The sequence below is a fragment of the Rothia sp. CCM 9419 genome (genome assembly GCF_048512815.1).
In the GTDB taxonomy this organism is placed as follows: Bacteria; Actinomycetota; Actinomycetes; order Actinomycetales; family Micrococcaceae; genus Rothia.
This window is the reverse complement of sequence record NZ_JBLXXY010000003.1, coordinates 22,050-44,385: the sequence shown is the minus strand read 5'-3', so window position 1 is coordinate 44,385 and position 22,336 is coordinate 22,050. Positions and strand designations below refer to the sequence as shown.

19 protein-coding genes and 1 pseudogene are annotated in these 22,336 nt (G+C 49.2%); 9 read left to right on the top strand and 11 right to left on the bottom strand.

What is annotated here, in order from left to right:
• Positions 1-17: 17 nt before the first annotated feature.
• Positions 18-827 (bottom strand): annotated as a pseudogene (locus ACN08W_RS03495) (UvrD-helicase domain-containing protein); the annotation flags it as partial.
• A 229-nt stretch (positions 828-1,056) separates the two neighbouring features.
• Between ACN08W_RS03495 and ACN08W_RS03490 the strand changes: the two are divergent.
• Both ACN08W_RS03490 and ACN08W_RS03485 read left to right on the top strand, forming a co-directional pair.
• On the top strand, positions 1,057-1,743 hold the full coding sequence (locus tag ACN08W_RS03490) for a 3'-5' exonuclease (RefSeq protein WP_419108809.1): 687 nt from the start codon (positions 1,057-1,059) through the stop codon (positions 1,741-1,743).
• 62 nt (positions 1,744-1,805) lie between these two features.
• Positions 1,806-3,158, top strand: a complete 1,353-nt coding sequence (locus ACN08W_RS03485) for a threonine/serine ThrE exporter family protein (RefSeq protein WP_419108808.1) — start codon at positions 1,806-1,808, stop codon at positions 3,156-3,158.
• Positions 3,159-3,272: 114 nt separating this feature from the next.
• Here ACN08W_RS03485 and hemL read toward each other — a convergent pair whose 3' ends face one another.
• From hemL to hemE, 8 genes are all read right to left on the bottom strand, one after another.
• Complete coding sequence (gene hemL, locus ACN08W_RS03480; RefSeq protein ID WP_419108807.1) at positions 3,273-4,604, bottom strand: glutamate-1-semialdehyde 2,1-aminomutase; 1,332 nt, start codon at positions 4,602-4,604, stop codon at positions 3,273-3,275.
• Between the two features lie 55 nt (positions 4,605-4,659).
• Complete coding sequence (gene hemB, locus ACN08W_RS03475) at positions 4,660-5,658, bottom strand: porphobilinogen synthase (protein WP_419103555.1); 999 nt, start codon at positions 5,656-5,658, stop codon at positions 4,660-4,662.
• A 52-nt stretch (positions 5,659-5,710) separates the two neighbouring features.
• Positions 5,711-6,517, bottom strand: coding sequence for a uroporphyrinogen-III synthase (locus ACN08W_RS03470; protein WP_419108806.1), 807 nt, complete (start codon positions 6,515-6,517; stop codon positions 5,711-5,713).
• Positions 6,518-6,522: 5 nt separating this feature from the next.
• Positions 6,523-7,482: a hydroxymethylbilane synthase gene (gene hemC / locus ACN08W_RS03465; protein ID WP_419108805.1), complete on the bottom strand. Its 960-nt coding sequence runs from the start codon at positions 7,480-7,482 to the stop codon at positions 6,523-6,525.
• Positions 7,483-7,487: 5 nt separating this feature from the next.
• Positions 7,488-8,801, bottom strand: coding sequence for a ferrochelatase (locus ACN08W_RS03460; RefSeq protein ID WP_419108804.1), 1,314 nt, complete (start codon positions 8,799-8,801; stop codon positions 7,488-7,490).
• A complete protein-coding gene (gene hemQ, locus ACN08W_RS03455) occupies positions 8,798-9,571 on the bottom strand; it encodes a hydrogen peroxide-dependent heme synthase (RefSeq protein ID WP_419103559.1) in 774 nt (257 codons plus the stop codon). Before hemQ ends, ACN08W_RS03460 begins: the two co-directional genes overlap by 4 nt.
• Before the next feature lie 109 nt (positions 9,572-9,680).
• Positions 9,681-11,132 (bottom strand): protoporphyrinogen oxidase, encoded by a 1,452-nt coding sequence (gene hemG / locus ACN08W_RS03450; protein WP_419108803.1) that lies wholly within the window; start codon positions 11,130-11,132, stop codon positions 9,681-9,683.
• A 5-nt stretch (positions 11,133-11,137) separates the two neighbouring features.
• A complete protein-coding gene (gene hemE / locus ACN08W_RS03445; protein ID WP_419103561.1) occupies positions 11,138-12,259 on the bottom strand; it encodes a uroporphyrinogen decarboxylase in 1,122 nt (373 codons plus the stop codon).
• Positions 12,260-12,416: 157 nt separating this feature from the next.
• Between hemE and ACN08W_RS03440 the strand changes: the two genes are divergently transcribed.
• The 4 genes from ACN08W_RS03440 to ACN08W_RS03425 all read left to right on the top strand — a co-directional run bounded on the left by ACN08W_RS03440 (position 12,417) and on the right by ACN08W_RS03425 (position 16,630).
• Positions 12,417-13,721 carry a glutamyl-tRNA reductase gene (locus ACN08W_RS03440; RefSeq protein ID WP_419108802.1) on the top strand — a complete coding sequence of 435 codons (1,305 nt, stop codon included), beginning with the start codon at positions 12,417-12,419 and terminating at the stop codon, positions 13,719-13,721.
• Positions 13,722-13,832: 111 nt separating this feature from the next.
• Complete coding sequence (locus ACN08W_RS03435; protein WP_419103599.1) at positions 13,833-14,495, top strand: TetR/AcrR family transcriptional regulator; 663 nt, start codon at positions 13,833-13,835, stop codon at positions 14,493-14,495.
• Between the two features lie 175 nt (positions 14,496-14,670).
• The gene (locus ACN08W_RS03430; RefSeq protein ID WP_419101579.1) at positions 14,671-14,898 is read left to right on the top strand and encodes a DUF3107 domain-containing protein; all 228 of its coding nucleotides are present in this window, start codon (positions 14,671-14,673) and stop codon (positions 14,896-14,898) included.
• Positions 14,899-15,127: 229 nt separating this feature from the next.
• On the top strand, positions 15,128-16,630 hold the full coding sequence (locus tag ACN08W_RS03425) for a DEAD/DEAH box helicase (protein ID WP_419108801.1): 1,503 nt from the start codon (positions 15,128-15,130) through the stop codon (positions 16,628-16,630).
• 53 nt (positions 16,631-16,683) lie between these two features.
• Here the strand turns inward: ACN08W_RS03425 and ACN08W_RS03420 are convergent, their stop codons facing one another.
• Complete coding sequence (locus ACN08W_RS03420; protein ID WP_419108800.1) at positions 16,684-17,553, bottom strand: PHP domain-containing protein; 870 nt, start codon at positions 17,551-17,553, stop codon at positions 16,684-16,686.
• 104 nt (positions 17,554-17,657) lie between these two features.
• Between ACN08W_RS03420 and ACN08W_RS03415 the strand changes: the two genes are divergently transcribed.
• Positions 17,658-19,181 (top strand): aminopeptidase P family protein, encoded by a 1,524-nt coding sequence (locus tag ACN08W_RS03415; protein WP_419107430.1) that lies wholly within the window; start codon positions 17,658-17,660, stop codon positions 19,179-19,181.
• A gap of 125 nt (positions 19,182-19,306) precedes the next feature.
• Here ACN08W_RS03415 and ACN08W_RS03410 read toward each other — a convergent pair whose 3' ends face one another.
• Complete coding sequence (locus tag ACN08W_RS03410; protein ID WP_419107420.1) at positions 19,307-20,182, bottom strand: general stress protein; 876 nt, start codon at positions 20,180-20,182, stop codon at positions 19,307-19,309.
• A 184-nt stretch (positions 20,183-20,366) separates the two neighbouring features.
• Here ACN08W_RS03410 and ACN08W_RS03405 point away from each other — a divergent pair, with 184 nt between their 5' ends.
• On the top strand, positions 20,367-21,686 hold the full coding sequence (locus tag ACN08W_RS03405; protein WP_419108799.1) for a magnesium transporter MgtE N-terminal domain-containing protein: 1,320 nt from the start codon (positions 20,367-20,369) through the stop codon (positions 21,684-21,686).
• Positions 21,679-22,332, top strand: coding sequence for a DUF1003 domain-containing protein (locus ACN08W_RS03400; protein ID WP_419103580.1), 654 nt, complete (start codon positions 21,679-21,681; stop codon positions 22,330-22,332). The genes ACN08W_RS03405 and ACN08W_RS03400 overlap by 8 nt, the downstream gene beginning before the upstream one ends.
• Positions 22,333-22,336: the final 4 nt, after the last annotated feature.

Below are 22,336 nucleotides of genomic sequence, written 5' to 3'. Positions count from 1 at the left end.
GCTTTATCGGGGCGAGCGCCACGGAAACCTTGAACCACAGTATCGGTGCATAATGCGATAACTGTTTGGGGTGCTGGAGCTGGTGAGGTTTCAGGTGAACAGAGCGTTTCGAGTAGACGATAGATGGAGGGTGTTGCCTCTTGGAAATCGTCGATGAGTAAGAGTTTGAAACGTTCGCGTTCTTCTGCGAGAAAGGTTGGGTTGCGGGTCAGAACCTGTTGAGCTTCATGGATGAGGGTTGCGGGGTCGAAGGCATTGGGCATCCGTAGACGACGAATCTGTTGGTATTCCTTATATAGTTGAGCGATCAGAGCCCATGAACGGATATTGAGCTGTTGGGCATAGTTTTCGATGTCTTGTGTGTCGATAGCGTATTCTGCAATGCGGTCGAAGAAGTCGCGTATTTCGTGGCGGAATCCTTCAGTGTGTACGGCCTCTTTAAGCTCTTGGGGCCAAATAATTATTTTTCCGTAACCTTGTGTGTGTCCTTGGAGCAGTTCTGAGATGATGACGTCTTGTTCTGGCCCTGAGATAAGTTTGGGTGATAGTTCTACCCCCGGTAGTAGGCCTTGGATTTGGGCGCGTCGTAAGATGTCGAAAGCATAGGACTGCCATGCGCGAGTTGGTACGGTTGAGAGGGTTCGTTGAGTGTGGTTGGCGATGAGTTCTCTCATTCTTGTAGCACTGGTACGGGAGGGCGTTAGGAACATCATGCCATCAGCTTCGGCACCAGAGTCAAGGTAGTTTTGGGCGTGTTCAAGGAGTTGGGTGGTTTTGCCCGTTCCTGCTGCACCAAGAATGATCCGTGGTGTGTTGCTCATCGTTTGGGTTCCTTCTTGCGTTGTTTATCGAGGTTTTAGTAATTAGCCTCTCCCCCATAAGTTTAACGATTTTTATGTTATGGGGGGGGAACGATGTATCTCAGAGGTTTAAAAGATATCGATGCTCTGCGATATGTCTTGGGTGGAAGGAGTGTTATCACATTTGATAGCGGTAAGTCTCTGATACATGGGGTGGGGTTATTGGGCTTATCGAAAAAGCGATATAGTGTGGAGTATGACTTCTTGGCTAGATAATCCTCGGGCAACTTTTGATTTAGAAACGACGGGGGTTGATCCTCGTACGGCACGTATTGTGACGGCTTCTTTGGTTTTGGTGGGGGCAGATGGACAGGTTATTCGCGCTGGAGAGTGGTTAGCGAACCCTGGTATTGATATCCCAGCAGAGGCTTCAGCAGTTCACGGTATTAGCACTGAATATGCGCAAGAACATGGACAGGATGCTTCTACCGTCGTGTTTCAGGTGGCGTCTGCTCTGGGTTCTCTCTTTCATGATGGTATCCCCGTTATTGCTTTCAACGCTGCCTATGATTTTTCGGTATTGCATTATGAACTGCAACGGTATGGGTACCCAGAGTTGATGTGTGAGCCGGTGCTAGATCCTTATGTTTTGAATAAGCATTTTCATCAGTTTAAACGAGGCAAACGTACTCTAGAGGTGCTCAGCGAAGAATATGGTGTGAGTTTAGAGAATGCTCATACATCTAAGGATGATGCGATAGCAGCAGAACGCCTGCTCACGGCTATGGCAGCTTCTTTCCCCGACCTTGCCCAAGATGCGAGGTTCTTACATCAGCAGCAGATTCTGTGGGCGCAAGAGCAGGCTGCGGAGTTTCAAGAATATCTCAAGCGTCAAGGTAAGAATCAAGTCATTGATGGTTCGTGGCCTATACGCCATGGTTAGTTCGTTCTTGTGCGGAGCGTTTTCATAAATATTTTTACTCAATATATTTTCTAAGGTGCATGATGTCTGAGAATCTCTCTGCAGAGCCGCCCACTAATAGTATCTATCTAGGTTCTTCACGACGCCAACATCAATATCTTGTATCGCAGTCTGCTGTGGTGATGAAGCTTGGTTTGCTTATGTTGAAGTCGGGGGCTAGTGCTTTCCGTGTGAAAACTTCAATGGCACGTCTGGCAAGAGCTGTAGGTTTAGAGGAACATCATTCGCAGGTGACGTTTACGGAGCTCACCACAACTGCTTATGCTGCTGGTAATTTTCGTACCGAAATTGGTGAGCAGAGGGCGATGGGTATTAGCGCTTATCGTATTGATTTGCTCAGCGATTTTGTCTCGAACCTCCCTGAAAAGATTTCTCCTTTTGAAGCAGGTCAGGAAATTGATCGTATTGCACGATTGCCGCACCTATACCCTCAATGGTTGCTTTCTCTTGCTGCCGCTTTTGCATGTGCGGGATTTGCTTTTCTCAATAATGGTGGTGTTGTTGAGTGCAGTATTGTTTTCTTCTGTTCAGGTCTAGGACAATTATTACGTTCTTTTCTGCTCAGCAAAGAGGTTAATCACCTTGCGATATGGTTTTTATGTGGAGTGTTCTCTGCAGGAACATATATTTGCGCAGTTAGTGCGCTGACTGCTTTAGGGTTAACGTCTTCTGATCATCTTGTAGGTTTCATCTCTGCTATCTTGTTTTTAGTGCCGGGTTTCCCGCTGGTAACCGCGATGTTAGATTTAGCTCGTTTTGATTTTTCGGCGGCTATTGGACGGCTTACCTACGTGGGGTTGTTACTTGCAAGTGCTTCTTTTGCGGTGTGGATTCTTGCTTTTACGTTTGAGCTTCCTCTGCAAAAAGCTGTTCCCCTAGAGTTTTCGCCTATGACGTTATATTCGTTGCGAGTTGCGGCGTCTTTTATTGCAGCGTATGGGTTTGCAATGCTTTTCTCGGCAATGCCCACGAGCTGTTTATGGGCAGGAATTATTGCTGCTGTGGTGAACCCTCTTCGTATCCTTGCTACTGATGTGGGTTTGGCCCCGCAACTGGCAGTATTTACAGGTGCTCTTTTGGCAGCGACTCTTGCTGAGATTATTGCTCCCTTATACCGTCGAAAGTATTCGCGTGTTTCGTTGTCTGTTCCAGCGGTTGTCACGATGGTTCCCGGGGTGACGTTCTATCGTTCCATGGCTCACCTCTCCGATGGTGATATTGCAGAAGCTGCGGTTGGGATGGTAGAGGTATGGTTATTATTCTTCGCCATTGGTATGGGGCTTGTGTTTGCTCGTTTCCTCATGGATAAGAACTGGTTCTATAACCGAGATTTGCAAAAAGTTCGTCATTTTAATATTGACTATCATCTACGATAAGGCGAAGACGTTATCACCTATATAACATCAAAAAAACCTTTGGGGTTGCATCCTCTGATGTGGAGGATACAACCCCAAAGGTTTTTTCAGTGAAGAGAACCTAAATAGTATTATTTATGCAGGTTGAGCCTGAGCAGCTTCTTCTAAGGCCTCAGGCAGTGCAGAAAGAATACGGTCCATAGCGGTGTCGTTATGTGAGGCAGATAAGAACCACGCTTCGAAAGCACTTGGTGGGAGGTACACCCCAGAGTTCAACATGCTATGGAAAAATGCCTGATAACGGAACGTTTCACTTGCTTTAATATCGTCGTAATTACGTACACCGTGCTCAGCTGTGCCAAATGATAGAGAGAACAGGTTTCCGGCGCGTTGAATCGAGTAGTTTAAACCAAGTTTTTCGCCATAGGAGTGGATAGCTTTTTGAAGTTCTTCACTACGCTGATTAATAGTCTGGTAGACGTCTTCTGTTGCGGCTTTGAGCGTTGCGATGCCTGCAGCAAGAGAGATGGGATTACCGGAGAGCGTACCTGCCTGATAGACGGGCCCTAACGGGGCAAGGTACTCCATCACTTCTCGTTTACCACCCAGTGCGGCAATGGGCATACCGCCACCAATAACTTTTCCGAAGGTAAAGATATCGGGAGCCCAGCCTCCCTCATCTTCTGTGGTGTATCCCCAATAGCCGGCAGAAGATACACGGAAACCTGTTAAGACTTCATCAAAAATGAGCAATGCACCATTCTCATGGGCAGTATCGTGTAAGAACCGGTTGAATCCGGCCTCGGGTGTTACCACACCCATATTGCACGGTGCTGCTTCGGTGATAATAGCCGCGATCTGTCCATGGTGCTGTTCAAAAGCACGTTGAACTGCTTGGGTATCGTTATAAGGGAGAACAATAGTTTCAGCTGCTGTTGCAGCTGTTACTCCTGCTGAACCGGGCATTGCTAAGGTTGCTACGCCAGAACCAGCTTCAGAGAGTAAAGCATCAACATGTCCGTGATAGCAACCAGCAAATTTAATGATTTTATCTCGTCCGGTATAACCGCGAGCTAGACGGATAGCCGTCATGGTTGCTTCGGTACCCGTAGACACCATACGTATCTGATCAATACTTCCTGGAATCACAGCGTTGATACGCTCAATAACAAGCTCAGCAAGTTCAGCTTCGGCTTCGGTAGAGGCGCCAAAAGATAAACCGTGTTCTACAGCTTCGTGAACTGCCTCAACTACAGACGAATCGCGGTGTCCTAAAAGTGCAGGGCCCCAGCTCATCACAAGATCAACGTAGTTTCTGCCATCAGCATCGGTCAGATAAGGGCCTTGTGCTTCAACCATAAAGGGGGGTACACCGCCAACGGAGTTGAAGGCTCGAACCGGTGAGTTCACTCCCCCAGGGATGACAGCACGAGAACGGTTAAATAAGTCTTCGGAGATACTACTCATAGGTGAGAACTTTCTTCATATCTGTTGCGTAATGTTTTCTCTAGTCTACAAAACATTATGAAAGCCAAGAGGCTACTTCTGTTGCATAGTACGTCAAAATAATGTCAGCGCCGGCACGACGAATACCTGTCAACGATTCAAGAACAATCTTTTCACGGTCGACCCACCCTGCTGCAGCGGCAGCCTCAATCATGGCATATTCTCCAGAAACTTGATAGGCAGCTACCGGCACCGGAGAGAAATCAGCGACTTCACGCACAATGTCAAGGTACGCCATCGCCGGTTTAACCATAACGAAATCTGCGCCCTCTTCAATATCTAGCCGTACTTCGTGTAGACCTTCACGACGGTTAGCTGGGTCTTGCTGATAGCTCTTACGGTCGCCTTCTAATGAAGAACCGACAGCATCACGGAAAGGACCAAAGAATGCTGAAGCGTATTTTGCCGAATACGCCATAATAGCGACGTCGTAGAACCCTTCTGCATCAAGCGCCTGACGAATTGCTTGTACTTGCCCGTCCATCATGCCCGATGGGCTCACAATATGTGCACCGGCACGAGCCTGAGCCAACGCCATCTGAGAATAAGCATGTACAGAGGCATCGTTATCGACAATCGGCTGACCGAACCGGTCTGTCGAAAGAGGCCCACAATGTCCATGGCTGGTGAACTCGTCAAGACAGGTATCCGCCATAATCGTAATGGTATCCCCAAAACGTTGACGAACCTGTGCAATAGCACGGTTTAAAATACCCTCCGGTAGCCATGCGTGAGTTCCATCTGCATCTTTGTCTTCTTCACGAGGAACACCGAAAAGATCAATACATTGAATCCCTGCTGATACGGCTTGTTCTACCTGTTCTAGCAGAGAATCTAACGTGTGCTGATATTGTCCAGGCATAGACGCGATAGGCTGAGGTTCCTCAATTCCATCTCGCACAAAGAGAACCTGAATGAGGTGCTCTGGGCGTAGTTGTGTTTCAGATACCAGTTTACGCAACGCAGGAGTTGCGCGTAGACGCCGTGGACGATACTGAAGGTTGAGTGCCGTCATAGGAGTTCTCCTCTCATAAAACATGTATTTTCTTTGCGTGATAACCAAAAAATTACAAAAAATAATGATGAACCGCTTCGCATAATCCGTCAGGGGTTGGAGCAGGCGCAATATAAACATCCAAACCTAAACGCTGCGCATGAGATGCGGTTGTTCTTCCCATCGCAATAAGAGGGGGAAAAGATACCGGAGATTCCTCACCGTAAATATAGGTGACGAGTTCTTCTAATAGAGAAGGAGCCGTTGCGATAACACCCGCATATTCTTGCCAACGCTCTCTCACCTGCCCCAAAGCAAAAGATTTTTCGGGTGCTCTCAACGGCGTTAACGGGTTTGTAGCGGGGTAAGGTTCCATATCGTAAAGAATCACCGTTTCTGTAGGTATATTCCGTGATGCTAGAACATGGTTGAGAGTCGGCCGTGACGTCTTTCCCAAAACACACAGAACAGGTTGATCGTCGTCATACGGAAGTTCTTGCCCCAAATGTTGGGCGTCCATCACCGAAGGAATGTAATCCACCACAACACCGTTATCAGCCAAAACTTGTGCCGTGGAGGCACCAACAGCAGCAACTTTTGTTGTTGCTAGTAATTGAGGCAACGTACGCTGAGATTCAACAGCATATTTTTTCAAAGAAAGCACAGCATTCGCGCTACTGATAAGAGCCCAAGAAAAGCCACCATGAGGCAGACGGCTCATGAGCTCACTATCTGGTGTATGAGCGACAGCTTGGCGGATAGGGACACAATCGACCTCTACCGGCGCTAAAGACGTATGAGACAAAAGCTCAACAAACGGTTGTGCTTGTTCAAACGAACGAGTGATGAGCAGCCGAGTAGAGGTCATTGCGTTGGCCATGGACACTAACTATTCAATCCGTTTAAACGGTCAGCGCCCATTTGCAGGAGGTCTTCTGCTACTTGAATACCAAGCTGTTCAGCTGCTTCTTGACTCAAAAGTACGGTTGCTGCATGATGTCTTAGCACCTGAGAACCATCAGCAGAAGCCACTACAGCATCAAGAATCAGCTGGTCTTGTTCATATCTCGCGTATGTTCCAATGGGCGAAGCACAACCTGCTTCTAGACGACGTAGCACAGCACGCTCAGCGATAACCGCGTAACGTGTTGGTAGGTGGTCTACGGTAGCGACAGCTTGAGCTAGCTCAGTGTTGTTGTGGACGTCTTGTTCACGTATTTCTACAGCCAAGGCACCTTGCCCAGGGGCAGGAAGCACACGAGAAACGTCAAGATATTCAGAAATAGCAGATTCATAACCTAGCCGGTGCAAACCAGCAGCCGCAAGGATAACTGCATCGCAGTCCCCTACCGCTTCTGCATTGCCATAATGTTCTAGACCGGGGACTCGTGCAAGACGTGTGCCCACGTTACCTCGAATATCAACGATATTGATATCTGGGCGTAACGCCTTAATCTGGGCTGCTCGTCGAGGAGATCCAGTACCAACTTTTGCACCTTCTGGCAGTGTCTCTAAGGTGAGTCCATCGCGAGCGCATAGTGCGTCTCGTGGGTCTTCGCGCTCAGGAATTGCCGCAATGTTGAGTCCAGGGCAGGGCTGGGTGGGCAAATCTTTGAGGGAATGAACAGCCATGTCGACACTGCCGTCCAGTACTCGTTGTCTTAACGTTGCAGCGAATACACCGGTACCACCCATCTGTGAAAGCGGACCGGTCAGGATATCGCCTTCAGTTTTGACGGTTACTCGTTCGATGTTTTGGTTGCAGATACATCCGATGGCGTCAGCAACCATACCTGTTTGAGTGAGTGCTAGCGCCGAGCCTCGGGTGCCAACGGTGTAGCCCATAGGTTTTAGTCCTCCGTAGTCTTCATATGGTAGGTTGCAATCGTTGCTCGATGTTGTTGAGCACGTGCTGGTTTACAGCATTGAGGGTCGCATTCGTCGAACCATCCGCGGTTAGAGCAACCACCGAAAAGTGGCTCTTTGGGTGCGGTAAACGGTGTTGAGTTTGCAGATTGTACGCGTTCTTGGATGAGCTGACGCAAAGACTCAACGTAGGCCGGATGAGTTCCGGGTGTTGGTGTGCGTACCGCTTCAAAGCCGAGATTTTTACAAGTGTCTAGAGCTTCGGTGTCTAAGTCCCATTTGACTTCCATATGGTCAGAGACAAAGCCCAGAGGTACGAGGACGATGCCATCAACTTGACCTTCGAGGGCTTCTAGGGCGTCGTTGACGTCTGGTTCTAGCCATGGCATCGATGGGGGGCCTGAACGGGACTGGTAGACCAGTTCCCAATCAACGTTTTCGAGGAGTTTTGAGTCAAGTTCAGAGACTTTTTCGAGGACTCGTCGAGCCACTTGAAGATGTTTTTCGACGTAGGCGGAGCCGCCTTCGTAGTCGACATCTCGTGGTCCGGCTTCGTTCGCTGCGCTGGTTGGTACGGAGTGGGTGCAGAACATGATGCGAATAGCGCCGTTTCCAGCAGCAGGGTCGGTGTTCTGCGCAATTTTTTGGTGAACTTCTCGTAGTCCGTCTACAAGTCCATCGACGAAGGCTTGTACGAATCCTGGTGCATCATAGAACTGACGGATTTTATCAATCTGAAGTTTTCCTTCTAGTTCAAGTTTTTCTAATGCCATACCGTAATCTTCACGGTATTGACGGCATGAAGAATAACCAGGGTAGGCGCTTGTGGCAAGTACCAAAATTTTTCGTGCACCGTTATCGTAGGCTTCTTGTACTACGTCGTTGACGTAGGGTTTCCAGTTACGGTTAGCCCATGTGATGGGGATGTGTGGGCCTTTTTCTTGAAGGGCCTGTTCAAGGGCATTCAAGAGTGCACGGTTTTGTTCGTTGATAGGTGAGATACCGCCGTTGGCGCGGTAGTGTGTTGCGACTTCTTCGAGTCGTTCGTCGGGGATGCCTCGTCCTGCCGTGACGTTTCTCAGGAATGGGATGACATCTTCTTGCCCTTCAGGGCCACCAAAGGATGAAAGAATCACCATATCGTAGGGTTGTGGTGCTTTGTTACGAGGGCGTGAGATGTTTTCTTCGCCGTGGAATGTTTCGATGGTTGTTGCATCGAGTACGGCAGGTCCGTTGCTAGCGGTGTTGTTGGGGTCGGTGACGTTGGGGGCTACGTCATGTGGTAGTCGGGTGCTCATGCAAGAACTCCTGCAATTTCGTGGGAGGGAATACGGCGTCCGGTGTAGAAGGGGGTTTCTTCGCGGACGTGTAGACGGGCTTCAGTGTTTCGGAAATGACGCATAAGGTCGACGAGGTCGACGAGTTCGGGTGCTTCAAGGGCGAGAACCCATTCGTAGTCGTTGAGTCCGAATGTTGCGATGGTGTTGGCTAGTACTTGGGGAAAGTCGTAGCCTTTCATGCCGTGATTTTTGAGCATTTCAGCACGTTTTTCGGGGTTCATGTAGTACCACTCGTAGGAGCGAACAAAGGGGTATACGCAGACCCAGTCTTGTGCTTCTTTACCGAGTGCAAATGCTGGGGCGTGGCGGCGTGTAAATTCTGCATCGCGGTGTACGCCCATAGTGGACCATACAATCTTTGTTTCAGAGAAAACGCTGGTACGGCGAAGTTTGCGGATTGCTTCTTGGAGGTCTTCGGGGACTTCGCAGTGAGCCCATACGAGGATGTCTGCGTTATCACGCATGGCTGATACGTCGTAGAATCCGCGAATGGTTACGCCTTGTTCTTCAAGAGCTGAGATTACGTGGTTGAGTTCTTCTTCAGCTTCGGGAGTTTGTGCTTGGGTGTTTGTGGCTCCGGTACGTGCAAATACGGTGTATAGCGCGTAGTAGAGTTTGTCGTCTCCTTCAGCTGGTGCTCCCGGAACTTGACCTTGAATTTTTGATGAGGTTGCGTCTGAGCCGTGTGTGTGGGAGTAGTTTCCATGTGAGCCATGTTGGTGTGACATGTTTTCCTTCCTCAGAGGTTCCTCTCTATCAGGTGTGATGGGGAGAAACCTAGTTGTTGTGTGTTTTACGGTGAATCTCGTGGCGTTAGGTAGTTGTAGCGTTGAGGTTCTATCCGATGTTGTTTTGTTCAATAAAGTTTTTGAGGGTTTTGCGGGTGTCTGCGGTGACGGCAGCTAACCCGTTTCCGCTGAGCCATGCGCCAACAGCGGTGACGTTATCTAGTTCGGTGAGTGCGCTGCGGAAGCTTTGTACTGTTGTACGGTGTTCGGGGCTGGCTGTAGGTAAGGCCCCTTTCCATCGCACGACGTCTGCTGCGAGGAGCTGGTTTCGTGAGATGGAGACGTCAAGAAGTTTTTGGGCATCGTGGATGGCCAAGGTGATGAGTTGGTCGTCGTAGAGTTTGACTTCTTGTAGTGGGCTGGTGTCTTGTCCTCTGCCGTAGGATAGGCGTAATACGTGTCGGTGTGGTCCTAGTTTTTCGCTCATCCATTCCCATTTAGCGCTGGCGTGGGTGAGCGCTTTGGCTCGTACTGAGGTGACTTCTTCGCTAACGAGCACTCCGGTGCCGCGTGGTCGGGAGTCGAGCTCTGGTTGTTCGATGATGAGTGTTACGAGGGCGACTTCTGGTCCTGCTGAAATTTGGGGTAGGTCTGCGTTGTTCAGGTGTGATCCGAGCATTCGAAGAGTTGAAGGCCCGTCTGATGCCATGACGAGGTATTTTCCGTGGATGGCGGCAGCTTTTTCGCCGATTTCGGGTTGGCGTTGGATAAGTGTCCAGAGGTTATGGCAGTGATCGCGGTCGACGGCGATGGCGTCGTAGCTGGTGAGGATACGTACTTTACGTCGCAGGATATCGTCAACGAGCGCTTCGGATAGCTGGTGCATACCGCCGATGAGTCCTGCGACTTGTGCTCCGGCTGGGGAGCTTTTACGTAGTGATGCTGCCGCGGTAGCAAGAGAACCGTAGGTGCTTAACGCTTTTTTGAGTCCTGGTGCAACAGAATCGATGTCGAGGTGGTCGGGGTGTGTGGAGTGGACGCCAGAAACGATGGGTGAGACGAGTCTGTCGAGTACTTGTTGTCCCATGCGCACGCGTACAAGGTCGCCGAGGGTACGCGCGTTTTCCCCTGCGGAGGCGGGTAAGAAACGGTCGAGTTTAGCACGTCGTAGACCGCTTCTATTCATAATTTTTTTGAAGTCAGGGTCGTTGAGGTCTCCGGGGATGCCGAGAATTCCTGTTCTTGGTGCTTTATGTGTCCCGTTGGGGAGGCAAAGCCAAGAGCCGTCTTGCCGTGGCGTGACGATTTTTTCGCTGATATTGAGTTCTTCGAGTAGCTCGCTGACGGCGGTGGTTCTTGTTGCGTAGGATTCTGCGCCGGAGTCGAGAACGAGTCCATCGAGTTGGTGTGCGCCTACTGCACCACCGAGATGGTCTTCTTTTTCGACCAAGGTGACTTTGAGTCCTTGTTGAGCGAGTTCTCGGGCGGCGAGTAGTCCGGAGATTCCACCGCCGACGACGATTGCGGTTTCTTTAGGGGAACGAGTATCGACAGGTGACATTGTTCTTAGGCTACTTCCCGAGCAGTTTGAGTGTGAATGTATTCCACGAGGCGGGTGAGTATTTCAGGCTCTGTTTCTGGTGGCACGCCGTGTCCAAGATTGACGATATGCGATGGGGCACAAGCGCCTTCAGCGAGGACGTGGTCTACGTGTTCTTTGAGGACGTCCCATCCTGCGCTAAGTAGTGCAGGGTCGATGTTTCCTTGAAGTGGTACTCCCCCACCAAGACGGTGTTGGGCTTCGGTCAGGTCGAGACGGTAATCTACGCCGATGACGTCGGCTCCGGCTTCGTGCATAGCTTTGAGCAGTTGTGCAGTTCCGGTACCAAAGTGGATTCTAGGAACACCGTAATGTGCCACGCTCTGAAGAACGTGGGCGGAGTGGGGTTGGATGTAGGTGCGGTAATCGCTTTCGGAGAGGGACCCTGCCCAAGAGTCGAAGAGTTGGATGGCGCTGGCGCCTGCTTCGATTTGTGCTTGAAGGAATTGTCCTGCGGTTCGGGCGGCCCATTGTCCGAGTGCATGCCAAGTGTCGGGGTCTGAGTGCATCATGGTGCGTGGGCGTAGGTGGTCTCGGGAGGGTCCGCCTTCAACCATATAAGCGGCGACGGTAAATGGTGCTCCGGCGAAACCGATGAGCGGTGTGTCGCCGAGTTCTTTGACGGTTAGGCTGACTGCTTCTCGGATGGGGTCGAGTGCGCAGTCTTCGAGTTCGGGGAGGTTTTTGACGTCTTCAGCGGTGCGTACTGGTTGGGATAGTACGGGGCCTTTGCCAGGGACGATGTCTACGTCTACGCCGGCTAGCTTCATGGGGACGACGATGTCGGAGAAGAAGATTGCGGCGTCTACGTTGTGGCGTCGTACGGGTTGCAATGTAATTTCGCAGGCAAGTTCTGGGGTTAAACATGCCTCTAGCATGGGAATACCTTCACGTACTTTTCGGTATTCGGGCAGGGAGCGTCCGGCTTGTCTCATGAACCATACGGGGTGGTGTGAGCCTTTTTGTCCGGTGAGGGCTTTGAGCATTGGTGACTCTGCCACGCCTGTAGTTTTGAGTGGGTGAGTGGTGGGAAGAGAATCTAGCTGGTGTGTGTTCAGTAGTTCTCGTTGATTCAAAGTGCTACTCATGTTTCCCATTGTGCCAAATTATTGCGCATTGTTTGCCGACACCATGTCATTCTTTGCTGGTATCTGCTGGTTGAGAGGGGAATCTACGAGGAAAAATAGTGATATTTCCCGTTTTTATTCGCGTCTGAGGGGCAAACATGTTTATGATAAGTCAGTCGTGACTATATTTACGCTCGTTGCATCACACAAGACTGTAGATTTGAACACCGTGGCATTATTGGCCAACGGTGCTAGTGTTGCGCTCAAAAATGTTTCGGCGCAGCGGGTTCGAGGAAGCGTTGTTCTTTCGACGTGTAACCGTTTAGAGATTTATGGGGAGCTTGCTGTATCCCCCGGTGCAACGTCTCAGCAAATACAGCTGATATTAGAAGAAACTTCACAGGAAATATATCGTGGCATTGCCGACCAGTCTTCTTTAGCGTACGAACTTGTTGCAAGCAGTTTTGAAGTGTTCACTCAGCATGGGGCCGTCAAACACTTATTTACGGTAGCGGTTGGTTTAGAGTCGGCAGTGGTTGGAGAGCGAGAGATTACCGGACAGGTACGTCGAGCTATTGCTACTGCACGCGAAGAAGGCACAGCCACCGGTAATTTAGTGCGGCTTTTTGATCGTGCTGCTCGCACTGCTCGAGAGGTGGGTCAGCAGACTCTGCTTGGTTCTCAAGGGCGTTCAGTTGTTTCGGTCGCTCTCGATTTAGCGTATGAGCTATCAGAGTTAGCGTGGGATGTCCGTCGCGCACTCATTATTGGTACTGGCGCTTACGCTGGTGCTACAGTTGCGGCTCTGAGAGAGCGTGGTTGCCAAAATATTAGTGTATATTCTTCCTCTGGTCGTGCAGCTACTTTTGCCGACAAGCGCTCCATACGAGCTGTTCCTGAGGGCGCTCTTCACGAAGCTCTCAAAGAAGCAGATATTCTCATTGGGTGTTCTGGTTCTGCCGCTCCGTTGAGCGCTGATGAGGTTCCTGCAGGGAAACGCATTATTCTCGATTTGGCGTTGAGTAGAGATTTCGCTCCAGATGTTGCAGATATGCCAGATGTTGAGTTGATTACGTTGGAGACTGTTCGTCTGGCTGCCCCCAACGAAACTCAAGATTCTATTGAACTTGCCCACGCAATTGTGGACAATGAAGCTGCTCATTTTGCGGTACAAGAGAAGGCTCGCAACGTAGATGCTGCTATTGTAGCTCTCAGGGAACATACGATGTCTATTTTGGACAATGAACTGCAGAAGGTTCGCAACCAGTATGGGTGTGGTGCTGCCGTAGACCAGTTAGAGCTTACGATGCGGCGTATGGTGAAATCACTACTTCACACCCCTACGGTCCGTGCACGTTCTTTAGCCAAAGACGGTCGTGAAGCTGATTACGTTGCAGCTCTTGAAGCGCTCTACGGTATTGAGGTAAACACCGCAGAGCCCTCTCATCTTCAGATGGAGCAAAAACATAAGGACGCCTCCTAACTGTCATGGACGATATCTCTCATACAGAGGTATCAGCCATTCACGGTAGATGTCTATGCCCTTATCACTCGTCCGTTATTTAGATAGATTCAGGAACAAGCGTTGAGTTCTGTGACCGTTGAGCCACTCCAAGAACCAGATTCACATGATCGGCATTATTCCTCAGGGGACAAGCGTCTGCCGAAGGAACTACGACGACAACATCTGGTATTAAGTGCACTCCGTATTTTTTCTTCTCAGGGATACCATACAACGACAATGAATCAGGTTGCGTCAGCTGCCGATGTCACGAAGCCGGTACTTTACCAGCATTTCAAATCAAAACGAGAACTATATCTTGCTGTACTAGACGAACAGATTAAAGAGCTCACAGAACGCCTAGTTCGCCCCTTATACGACACCCAAGATAACCGTGAGCGAACAGAACGTGTTATTGGTGCTTTCTTCGAGTTCACGCGCACTAATCTGCAGGGTTATCGGCTGATTTTTGAATCTGATATTCACAGTGATTTAGCTGTTCAACAGCGTATTGATGACCTTCATCTACATATCGCTAATCATATTGCGCAAGTGTTAGAGCCTAATTCTGGTCTAGCCGCACAAGAAGCAGTGCTCATTTCACGTACGCTAACGGGGATGGCTCTATCAGCAGTACAACATGCTTTGCAACAAGGTGCTCAGGACCAAGAGCTTGCTCGTGCACAAAATCTCGTTTTTCGTTTAGCATGGGGAGGGCTACTCTGCATTGATGACGATTCTGTCTATGACGGTTAGTCCTCTGCCTTTTTCACTTCTATAAGGTTTTTGTTCAGAAGATTCAAGAAGGACTCTTCTGCGTGATTTATCGTAGGGGTGGTACGCTGAGGGTGATATTTCTAGGTGTTCTTGTCTTCACCTTTTAGAATGTCTAGAGACATGACCGGTAATTTCCGTTGTTTAAGGAGCAATTATGGACGTTAAATTTGGTATTAGAAATATGCCTCGCGAAGTAGTTATCGAGTCCGATAAAGACCCTGTTGAATTGCGTCAGCTCATTGCACGCGCCATGGATAAAGGTGAGGTTCTAGAGCTAGAAGACGATAAGGGTAACGTTGTATTGATTCCTGGAGATAAAATCGGTTTCGTTGAAATTGGTTCAGAGACAAAGCGTCGCGTCGGCTTTAATTTCTCAGCATAATATGCCGTTGATATAAACGGTGTAGACGATAGTGGAGGGCCTATATTTTTAGGCTCTCCACTTTTTTCTCTTCAGCTTTGTTAGAATGGCTAAGATAAGACGGTTGTCCGGTCGTTATCCACCAGTAATGTTTAGTAGTGTCACCTGCTGAGATAAGGTGACTTGTTCTCTCACGATCGGCGTACCTCCATAGTTGCGCTTTTGCGCCTTTTCTACAGGAAACACATACGTGAACCAAGACCCCAAGACTTTTGCCGATTACGGACTACGCGAAGATATTTGCCAAGCTTTAGCTGAACGTTCCATCATTCATCCGTTCCCTATTCAGTCTCTCACGTTGCCTGTTGCTCTCGCCGGCAATGACATCATCGGGCAGGCGCAAACAGGTACCGGCAAAACTCTAGGTTTTGGTCTGCCCGCAATTCAACGAGTCATCGGCCCCGAAGATCCCCGTTGGGATTCGTTACGCTCCCCTGGCTCCCCTCAAGCGCTAATTATTGTTCCAACTCGTGAGCTTGCTGTTCAAGTAGGTGACGATCTCTCTGCTGCGGCAGCAGGTGCGGGAGTTCGTGTTGTGACGTTATACGGTGGTGTTCCGTATGAACAGCAGGTTAAACTTCTTGACCGCGGAGTTGAGATTATTGTTGGTACGCCCGGCCGACTCATTGATTTACAACGCCAGCAGAAGATGAATCTTTCGCAGGTAAAAATTGTGGTTCTTGATGAAGCCGATGAGATGCTTGATTTAGGGTTCTTACCCGATGTTGAAAAAATTCTTGCGAGTTTGCCCGAGATTCGTCAGAGCATGCTTTTCTCGGCAACCATGCCTGGGCCTGTGCTGACCATGGCACGCCGTTATATGCGTAAACCAATGCATATTCAAGCGCAGTCTTCCGAAGATGAGTCGTTGACAAAGGCGTCTATCCGTCAAGTTATTTATCGTGCTCATCCTCTCGACAAAGATGAGTTAGTGGGTCGAGTTCTGCGCGCCAATGGGCGAGGACGTACCATTATCTTCACCAAGACAAAACGCTCTGCAGCAAAGCTTTCTGATGAGTTACAGAATCGTGGTTTCCGTGCGGGTGCTCTTCACGGCGATTTGCCTCAGGTCGCACGCGAAAAAGCATTACAAGCGTTTCGTGATAATACCGTTGATGTCCTTGTCGCTACAGATGTAGCAGCCCGAGGTATTGATGTTGATGACGTCACTCACGTGATTAATTTTCAGTGCCCCGACGACGAAAAAACCTATGTACACCGTGTGGGTCGTACAGGCCGTGCCGGTCATACTGGTACCGCAATTACTCTTGTTGATTGGGAAGATATCCCTCGTTGGTCTCTCATTAACAAGGCCTTAGAGTTGGGTGTTCCAGAGCCTGTAGAAACGTATTCTTCTTCTGAGCATCTTTTCCGTGACCTTGATATTCCTGAAGGCACTCGAGGTAAGATGCCTCATGCTCAGCCTAAGGATTCTGATGCTTCTGCTCAACGTTCACCGCGCAGAGGCGAGCGCCGCTCAGAACGTTCTTCCTCTTCTCGTCGTTCGCAGAATAATGGGCAAAGGCAGCGTCGCCCTCGCCGTCAAGAGCATGATAATACGCGCTCAGACTCCCCCGTTGTGGAGAAAGATGCTTCTGGTCGTTCACGACGTCGTACCCGGGTAGAGAGCGAGCAGGCTCCGCGTCGTCGTCGGCGCAAACGTATCGTTAATGATGGTGATTCACAAGACTAGCCTGTATTGATTGGGGCGGTGTTCTTAACCCAAGGGGTTATGGGCACCGCCTTTTATATTGTTTGGGTGTGTTGAGGTGGGGTGTTCTTCTGGTGGTTCTGCCGGATGATTTCTTTGATACGTTCGACGGTTTGGGGTGGTGTGGTGTTTTCTGCTAGTCGGTTAGGCTTTCCGGCGCCGTGGTAATCGCTAGAGCCAGTTATGATGAGGTCATATTTTTGGGCAAGTTTTTTGAGCCAGTTGCGGTCTTCTTCGTTGTTGTCTCGATGATAGATTTCAAGTCCGCTTAGTCCGGCCTCAATCATCTGTTCTATGAGCTCTGCAGAGGCAACTTGTCCGCGGATACGAGCACGGGGGTGTGCCATGATGGGTACTCCTCCGGCAGCTTTAACCATGGTGACGGCGTCAACGGGGTGTACGGCACGGTACGGAACATAATATGCTGAGTGGTCTGCCAGTAATCCGGAGAAGGCTTCGCTGCGGGTTTTGATAATGTTTGCGTTCACGAGGGCGTCTGCAATGTGGGGTCTGCCGATAGTTGCTCCTGGTGATGCTTGAGCTAAGACGTCTTCCCATGTGATGGGGTATGTTTCAGAGAGTTTTTGAACGATTCTTTGAGCTCGTGTCCGGCGGGAGGTGCGAGCCTGCGTAATATGTTCGTTCAGGACGCTATCGTTTTGTTGATGTCCGTAGCTTAGTAGGTGTACGCTAAGCGGGCCGATAGCGCACGAGATTTCCATACCTGGTAAGAAGTCTAGTCCCCAGTCATCAGCATATTTTTGTGCACTTTGCCAGCCTGCGGTAGTGTCGTGATCAGTGAGGGAAAAACCTGTTAATCCGCAGTGAGCAATTTCGGCGACGAGTTCTTCTACGCTTTGTGTACCGTCTGATAGTACCGAATGAGTATGCAAATCATATGACATATTTCTATCTTAGGTTGCTTGTCTATGACAAAGATAGGTGTATAGATACCTCTGAACGTATTAGAGTTGTATCTATGGTTACTGATGAACATAAATCTTCTGATATGACAGATGAACAGCCCCTTGAGCAAAGAGTGAATAATCGCTCTCAGCCTCCCCAGTCTGAAGCTTTTATTGAGTTTATGGCATCATATTGGGCGCCCGATGAAACACCATTACCTGAACGTGCAGAAGTAGCAGATTATGCAGCTGAACGTCGCGCCCGTATTTCACGCCTTTTCCCTGGTGAGCGTCTTGTGATTCCTGCTGGTGCTTTTAAAGTGCGTTCTAATGATACCGATTACCGGTTCCGTCCTCATTCTGCCTTTGCGCACCAAACGGGTCTTGGGCTAGACCAAGAGCCTGATGCTGTACTCGTTTTTGAACCAGTTGAGCAAAACCACGGAGATAACGGTTCGCATCACGAGGTGACGCTTTATTTCCGGCCTCTTGCTGGACGAGATAGCGCACAGTTCTATGCTGATCCTCGCTATGGTGAATTCTGGGTTGGTCCACGCCCTACCCTCGCAGCGGTGGAAGCAGAGTACGGTATCCGTACCGCGGATCTTTCGGAGTTAGAAGTCGCTATCACGAAGAATGCTGGTAGTCAGGCGCTTGGCGGTATTAATATCCGTCTTGTGCGTAACGTCGACTTAAATATTGACGCACTCGTTGATACCTCTCGTTATAACACGGGGGTGGATTTAGAGAAAGCTGACCAGACCGATGCTCTTTTGACAGAGGCTCTTTCTGAGGCGCGTCTTGTTAAAGATGAGGTGGAGGTCAAGAATCTTCGTCGTTCTGTACAGCACACTATTGAAGGCTTTGAGAATGTGGTTCGTGCTCTGCCTCGGGCGGTAGGCCATCATCGTGGTGAGCGTGTAGTTGAGGGTGCTTTCTTTGCAAAAGCACGTGAAGAAGGCAACGATCTCGGCTATGACACTATTGCGGCGTGTGGAAATAATGCCACTATTTTGCATTGGATTCGTAATAATGGTTCGGTTGATGAGGGAAAGCTGATTCTTGTTGATGCTGGCGTAGAAGATGACACTCTATATACTGCTGACATCACTCGAACGCTACCGGTGAGCGGGCGTTTTACTGAAGTGCAAGCAAAGATTTATCAGGCGGTTCTTGACGCTGCTGATGCGGCTTTTGAAGTAGCTGTTCCTGGTCGCCGGTTCCGTGAGGTTCATGAGGCGGCTACTGCTGTCTTAGCAGAGCGTCTTGAACAGTGGGGTTTGCTTCCTGTATCGGCAGAGGTTGCTTTGTCAGAGCAGGGAGGTCAGCATCGTCGTTGGATGCCTCATGGGACAAGCCACCATTTAGGTCTTGATGTTCACGATTGCGCTCAGGCCAAACGTGAGCTGTATCTTGATGGTGTCATTGAGCCGGGTATGGTGTTCACGATTGAGCCAGGGTTGTATTTCAAGGAAGAGGACTTAGCTATTAGTGAAGAATACCGTGGTATTGGTATTCGTTTAGAAGACGATATTCTCATCACTGAAGAGGGTCCGGTGAATCTTTCAGCAGATCTTCCACGTACTGTTGCTGAGATTGAACAGTGGATGGATTCTTTGCGTTCATAGCAGAGGATTATGCCAACGGGGTGTGGGGTGTTCACCAGATATGGTAAACACCCCACACCCCGTTTTATGGTGATGGACAGTTGTTCCTCAGCTTTTCAACTCACCAGTTCAGATGATTCTGGTAGTTATTCTTGAGTACCAGCGCTGTTGTTGTGAGGTTTGGTGTTAGAAGGTTGCGGTTGAGGTGGCGTTGATTGCCCCGGCTGACGGATTGCTTCTTGAAATTGTTCAGGGTTTTCGATGCGGATTCCATAGCGTCCAGTTCGTTGTTGGGAACGAATTTGTTCAATGCGTTCGTTAGGTTCTGGTGCTGGTGGTTCTTGCCGAATCGTTTGTGCGTATTCCTCGGGGTCTTCTATTCTCAAACCAAATTTTGATGAAGATTCTTTTTGAGGGCTGTTAACGGTGGGAGAAGGAATCGGTTCAGCCGTTTTGTGTGGAGGAAGGGTGTTTCCGTCAAAGCTCTGTGGTGGTGTGGGCGGGCTAAAAGGTACAGGGCCTTCTGGTGCCATTGGTGTAGGTTGAGGGCCTCCGAGGATATGTTGAGCTTGTCCTGCGGTGCTGGGGTGAGCCATCAGAATATATTTTTGAGGAACTAATTGTGCTCGGGTTTGGAAGTTTCCTTGTTTATTGCTTCGAGAATAAGACAGAACACCAAAAATCATCCATACAGCGATACCTAATGGGATGGAAGATAGTAGGTTAGCGGCGAAGTTTCCGTTACTCAATAATGCGGTAGCAAGACCGATGAAGGCACCGAAGAAAGCACCTTGAGCGGCAGAAGCTAAAGCAACTTTCGGATAAGAGAGTTTGTTACCAAGAAACTCGATTTGTTTCAGTCCTTCTCCTTGAATGAATAAGGTTCGTAGCGGGAAGTTGGCGTTGTTGAGGGTGTTGAGTGCTTGGTTGAGTTGCTGTCGGTTGTTGTATTCTCCAACGGGGATTCCTTCGGGAAGGTTATCTGTGTTCGAGAGAATTGCTGATATGTTTTGTTCGTCCATGCTCTATATTTTCGCGAAGTCACCTTAGTATTTCCTGAAAAAACGGCGAGTATCGCAAGTGGCGAAAATTTTTCCCTACATAGTGTCGTATTCAGAGCTGTTTTGAACTAAAGATTATCCGTTTCTTGTCACAGATAGGCTATGGTCTCTTCAAAAATTGGTGAGAACGCGTAGTCTATTAAGGGTGAGTACAACACCAAATAAAATTTTTATTGCCCGCCTACTTGGTATGGACGTTTTTGACCCTATGGGTGACCGTCTTGGTCGTCTACGCGATGTTGTTGTGCTCAAACGAAGTTTTGGGCCTTTAGCCGTCGCCGCAGGAAGTATCTCGCAACGTGGTAAAGAACCTATTGTTGTGGGTATTGTGATTGAAGTACTCGGCAAAAAACGTATTTTTGTGCCGATGACTCGTATCACCTCTATCGATTCTGCTCAGATTATTTGTACGGGACTTGTCAACCTTCGACGTTTCGAACAGCGCGGTTCTGAGGCGCTTGTGGTTGCAGAAATTTTTGACCGTAAAGTTCGTTTGACAGATGGTTCTGGAGAAGCAACTGTTGAAGACGTTGCAATGGAACAGCGACGTAACGGTGATTGGTTCATCTCAGAGCTATTCATCTCACGTATCCCAGAAAATGGTGGGCTACTACGTCGCCGAAAAGCTACCCTTGTTGTTGATTGGGATGAGGCGATTCTTTCAACTGATTTAGAACCTCAAGCAGCGACAACATTCGTTGCTAATCATGAGCATGCTAATGCTGCAGACTTGGCAGACGCTATCCATGAGATGAACGATAAACGTATGGTTGAGGTCGCTCATGAATTGCACGATGATCGCCTTGCAGACGTTTTGCAAGAGCTACCTGAAGATGATCAGGTTGAGATTCTTTCGCATCTGGATGTTGAGCGTGCGGCTCAAGTTCTTGATGAGATGGAGCCAGACGATGCAGCTGACTTACTCAATGAACTATCTGATGCGCAACGTGAACAGCTATTAGTTCTGATGGAGCCAGAAGAAGCAGAAGACGTTCGCCGTCTACTTGAGTACGAAGAGGGAACAGCCGGTTCGTTGATGAACCCGGTGCCTATTATTCTCTCCCCTGAGGCTTCTGTGGCTGAGGCTTTAGCACATATCCGACAAGAGGAGATTCCTCCGGCAATGGCTGCGGCAGTGCTCGTTGCTAGACCACCGTTAGAGACTCCTACGGGTAAATATTTGGGTATGGTGCATATGCAACAGCTGTTGAGGTATCCGCCCAGTGAGCAGGTCGGTAATCTTTTAGATTCTTCCATTGAGCCAGTCTCAGATATGACCAGTCTTGAAGAGATTTCTCGTGTATTAGCAACCTATGATTTGACTATTTTGCCAGTCGTTAATGAGTCACAGCGTCTTGTTGGGGCGGTGACTATTGATGACGTTCTAGATGCGCTCTTACCTGAGGACTGGAGAACATACGATGATGGCACACCCATTCGAAAGGTAGGTCGCCGTTTTGAGTGAGAAAAACCGCGAACGTCATAATGACCGTCTAGCAACTCCCCAAGCTGCTCGTCATCGTATCGCTACCGGGGGGAAGCCGAATCCTGATCGTTTTGGGCGTGCTACCGAAGCTATTGCTCGTTTTATGGGAACTCCACAATTTATTTTGTGGATGACCATTTTTTGTACGCTCTGGCTTGGGTGGAACACTCTAGCCCCAGATGAGTTACAGTTTGACCCTCGAGCCTTGAACTTTACTCTTTTGACGTTGGCGTTATCTTTACAGGCTTCTTATGCTGCTCCGTTGCTTCTGTTAGCGCAGAACCGTCAAGATGACCGTGACCGCGTGATTGCTGCTCAAGACCGTCAGCGAGATCAGCAAAATCTTGAAGAAACGCAGTACCTTACTCGTGAAATTGCGTCTTTGCGTATTGCTCTTCGTGAGGTGGCAACTCGTGATTATGTACGTAGTGAGTTGCGTGATGTGATGGAAGAACTTCAAAAATTGCAGCAGGCTCTAGATCGTTCAGAATCTCAGGGGTTAGAGAACAGCCCTGAAACGCAGTCTATGAAGATAGTGACGGAAGATATGAGCACTCCTAAACGACGTTTGTCTCAGATTAAAGTCAAAGATGTCGATGAGCTTTCGCAAGAACATGGCGAGTAGTCTT

What these genes read in the sequence shown, in the direction of transcription:
- hemG (WP_419108803.1), bottom strand. Translation starts at nt 11,132, where the DNA reads ATGTCACCTGTCGATACTCGTTCCCCTAAAGAAACCGCAATCGTCGTC.
- hemQ (WP_419103559.1), bottom strand. Translation starts at nt 9,571, where the DNA reads ATGTCACACCAACATGGCTCACATGGAAACTACTCCCACACACACGGC.
- ACN08W_RS03485 (WP_419108808.1), top strand. Translation starts at nt 1,806, where the DNA reads ATGTCTGAGAATCTCTCTGCAGAGCCGCCCACTAATAGTATCTATCTA.
- ACN08W_RS03410 (WP_419107420.1), bottom strand. Translation starts at nt 20,182, where the DNA reads ATGGACGAACAAAACATATCAGCAATTCTCTCGAACACAGATAACCTT.
- hemL (WP_419108807.1), bottom strand. Translation starts at nt 4,604, where the DNA reads ATGAGTAGTATCTCCGAAGACTTATTTAACCGTTCTCGTGCTGTCATC.
- hemE (WP_419103561.1), bottom strand. Translation starts at nt 12,259, where the DNA reads ATGAGTAGCACTTTGAATCAACGAGAACTACTGAACACACACCAGCTA.
- ACN08W_RS03420 (WP_419108800.1), bottom strand. Translation starts at nt 17,553, where the DNA reads ATGTCATATGATTTGCATACTCATTCGGTACTATCAGACGGTACACAA.
- hemB (WP_419103555.1), bottom strand. Translation starts at nt 5,658, where the DNA reads ATGACGGCACTCAACCTTCAGTATCGTCCACGGCGTCTACGCGCAACT.
- hemC (WP_419108805.1), bottom strand. Translation starts at nt 7,482, where the DNA reads ATGGGCTACACCGTTGGCACCCGAGGCTCGGCGCTAGCACTCACTCAA.
- ACN08W_RS03470 (WP_419108806.1), bottom strand. Translation starts at nt 6,517, where the DNA reads ATGGCCAACGCAATGACCTCTACTCGGCTGCTCATCACTCGTTCGTTT.
- ACN08W_RS03415 (WP_419107430.1), top strand. Translation starts at nt 17,658, where the DNA reads ATGACAGATGAACAGCCCCTTGAGCAAAGAGTGAATAATCGCTCTCAG.
- ACN08W_RS03460 (WP_419108804.1), bottom strand. Translation starts at nt 8,801, where the DNA reads ATGAGCACCCGACTACCACATGACGTAGCCCCCAACGTCACCGACCCC.
- ACN08W_RS03490 (WP_419108809.1), top strand. Translation starts at nt 1,057, where the DNA reads ATGACTTCTTGGCTAGATAATCCTCGGGCAACTTTTGATTTAGAAACG.
- ACN08W_RS03430 (WP_419101579.1), top strand. Translation starts at nt 14,671, where the DNA reads ATGGACGTTAAATTTGGTATTAGAAATATGCCTCGCGAAGTAGTTATC.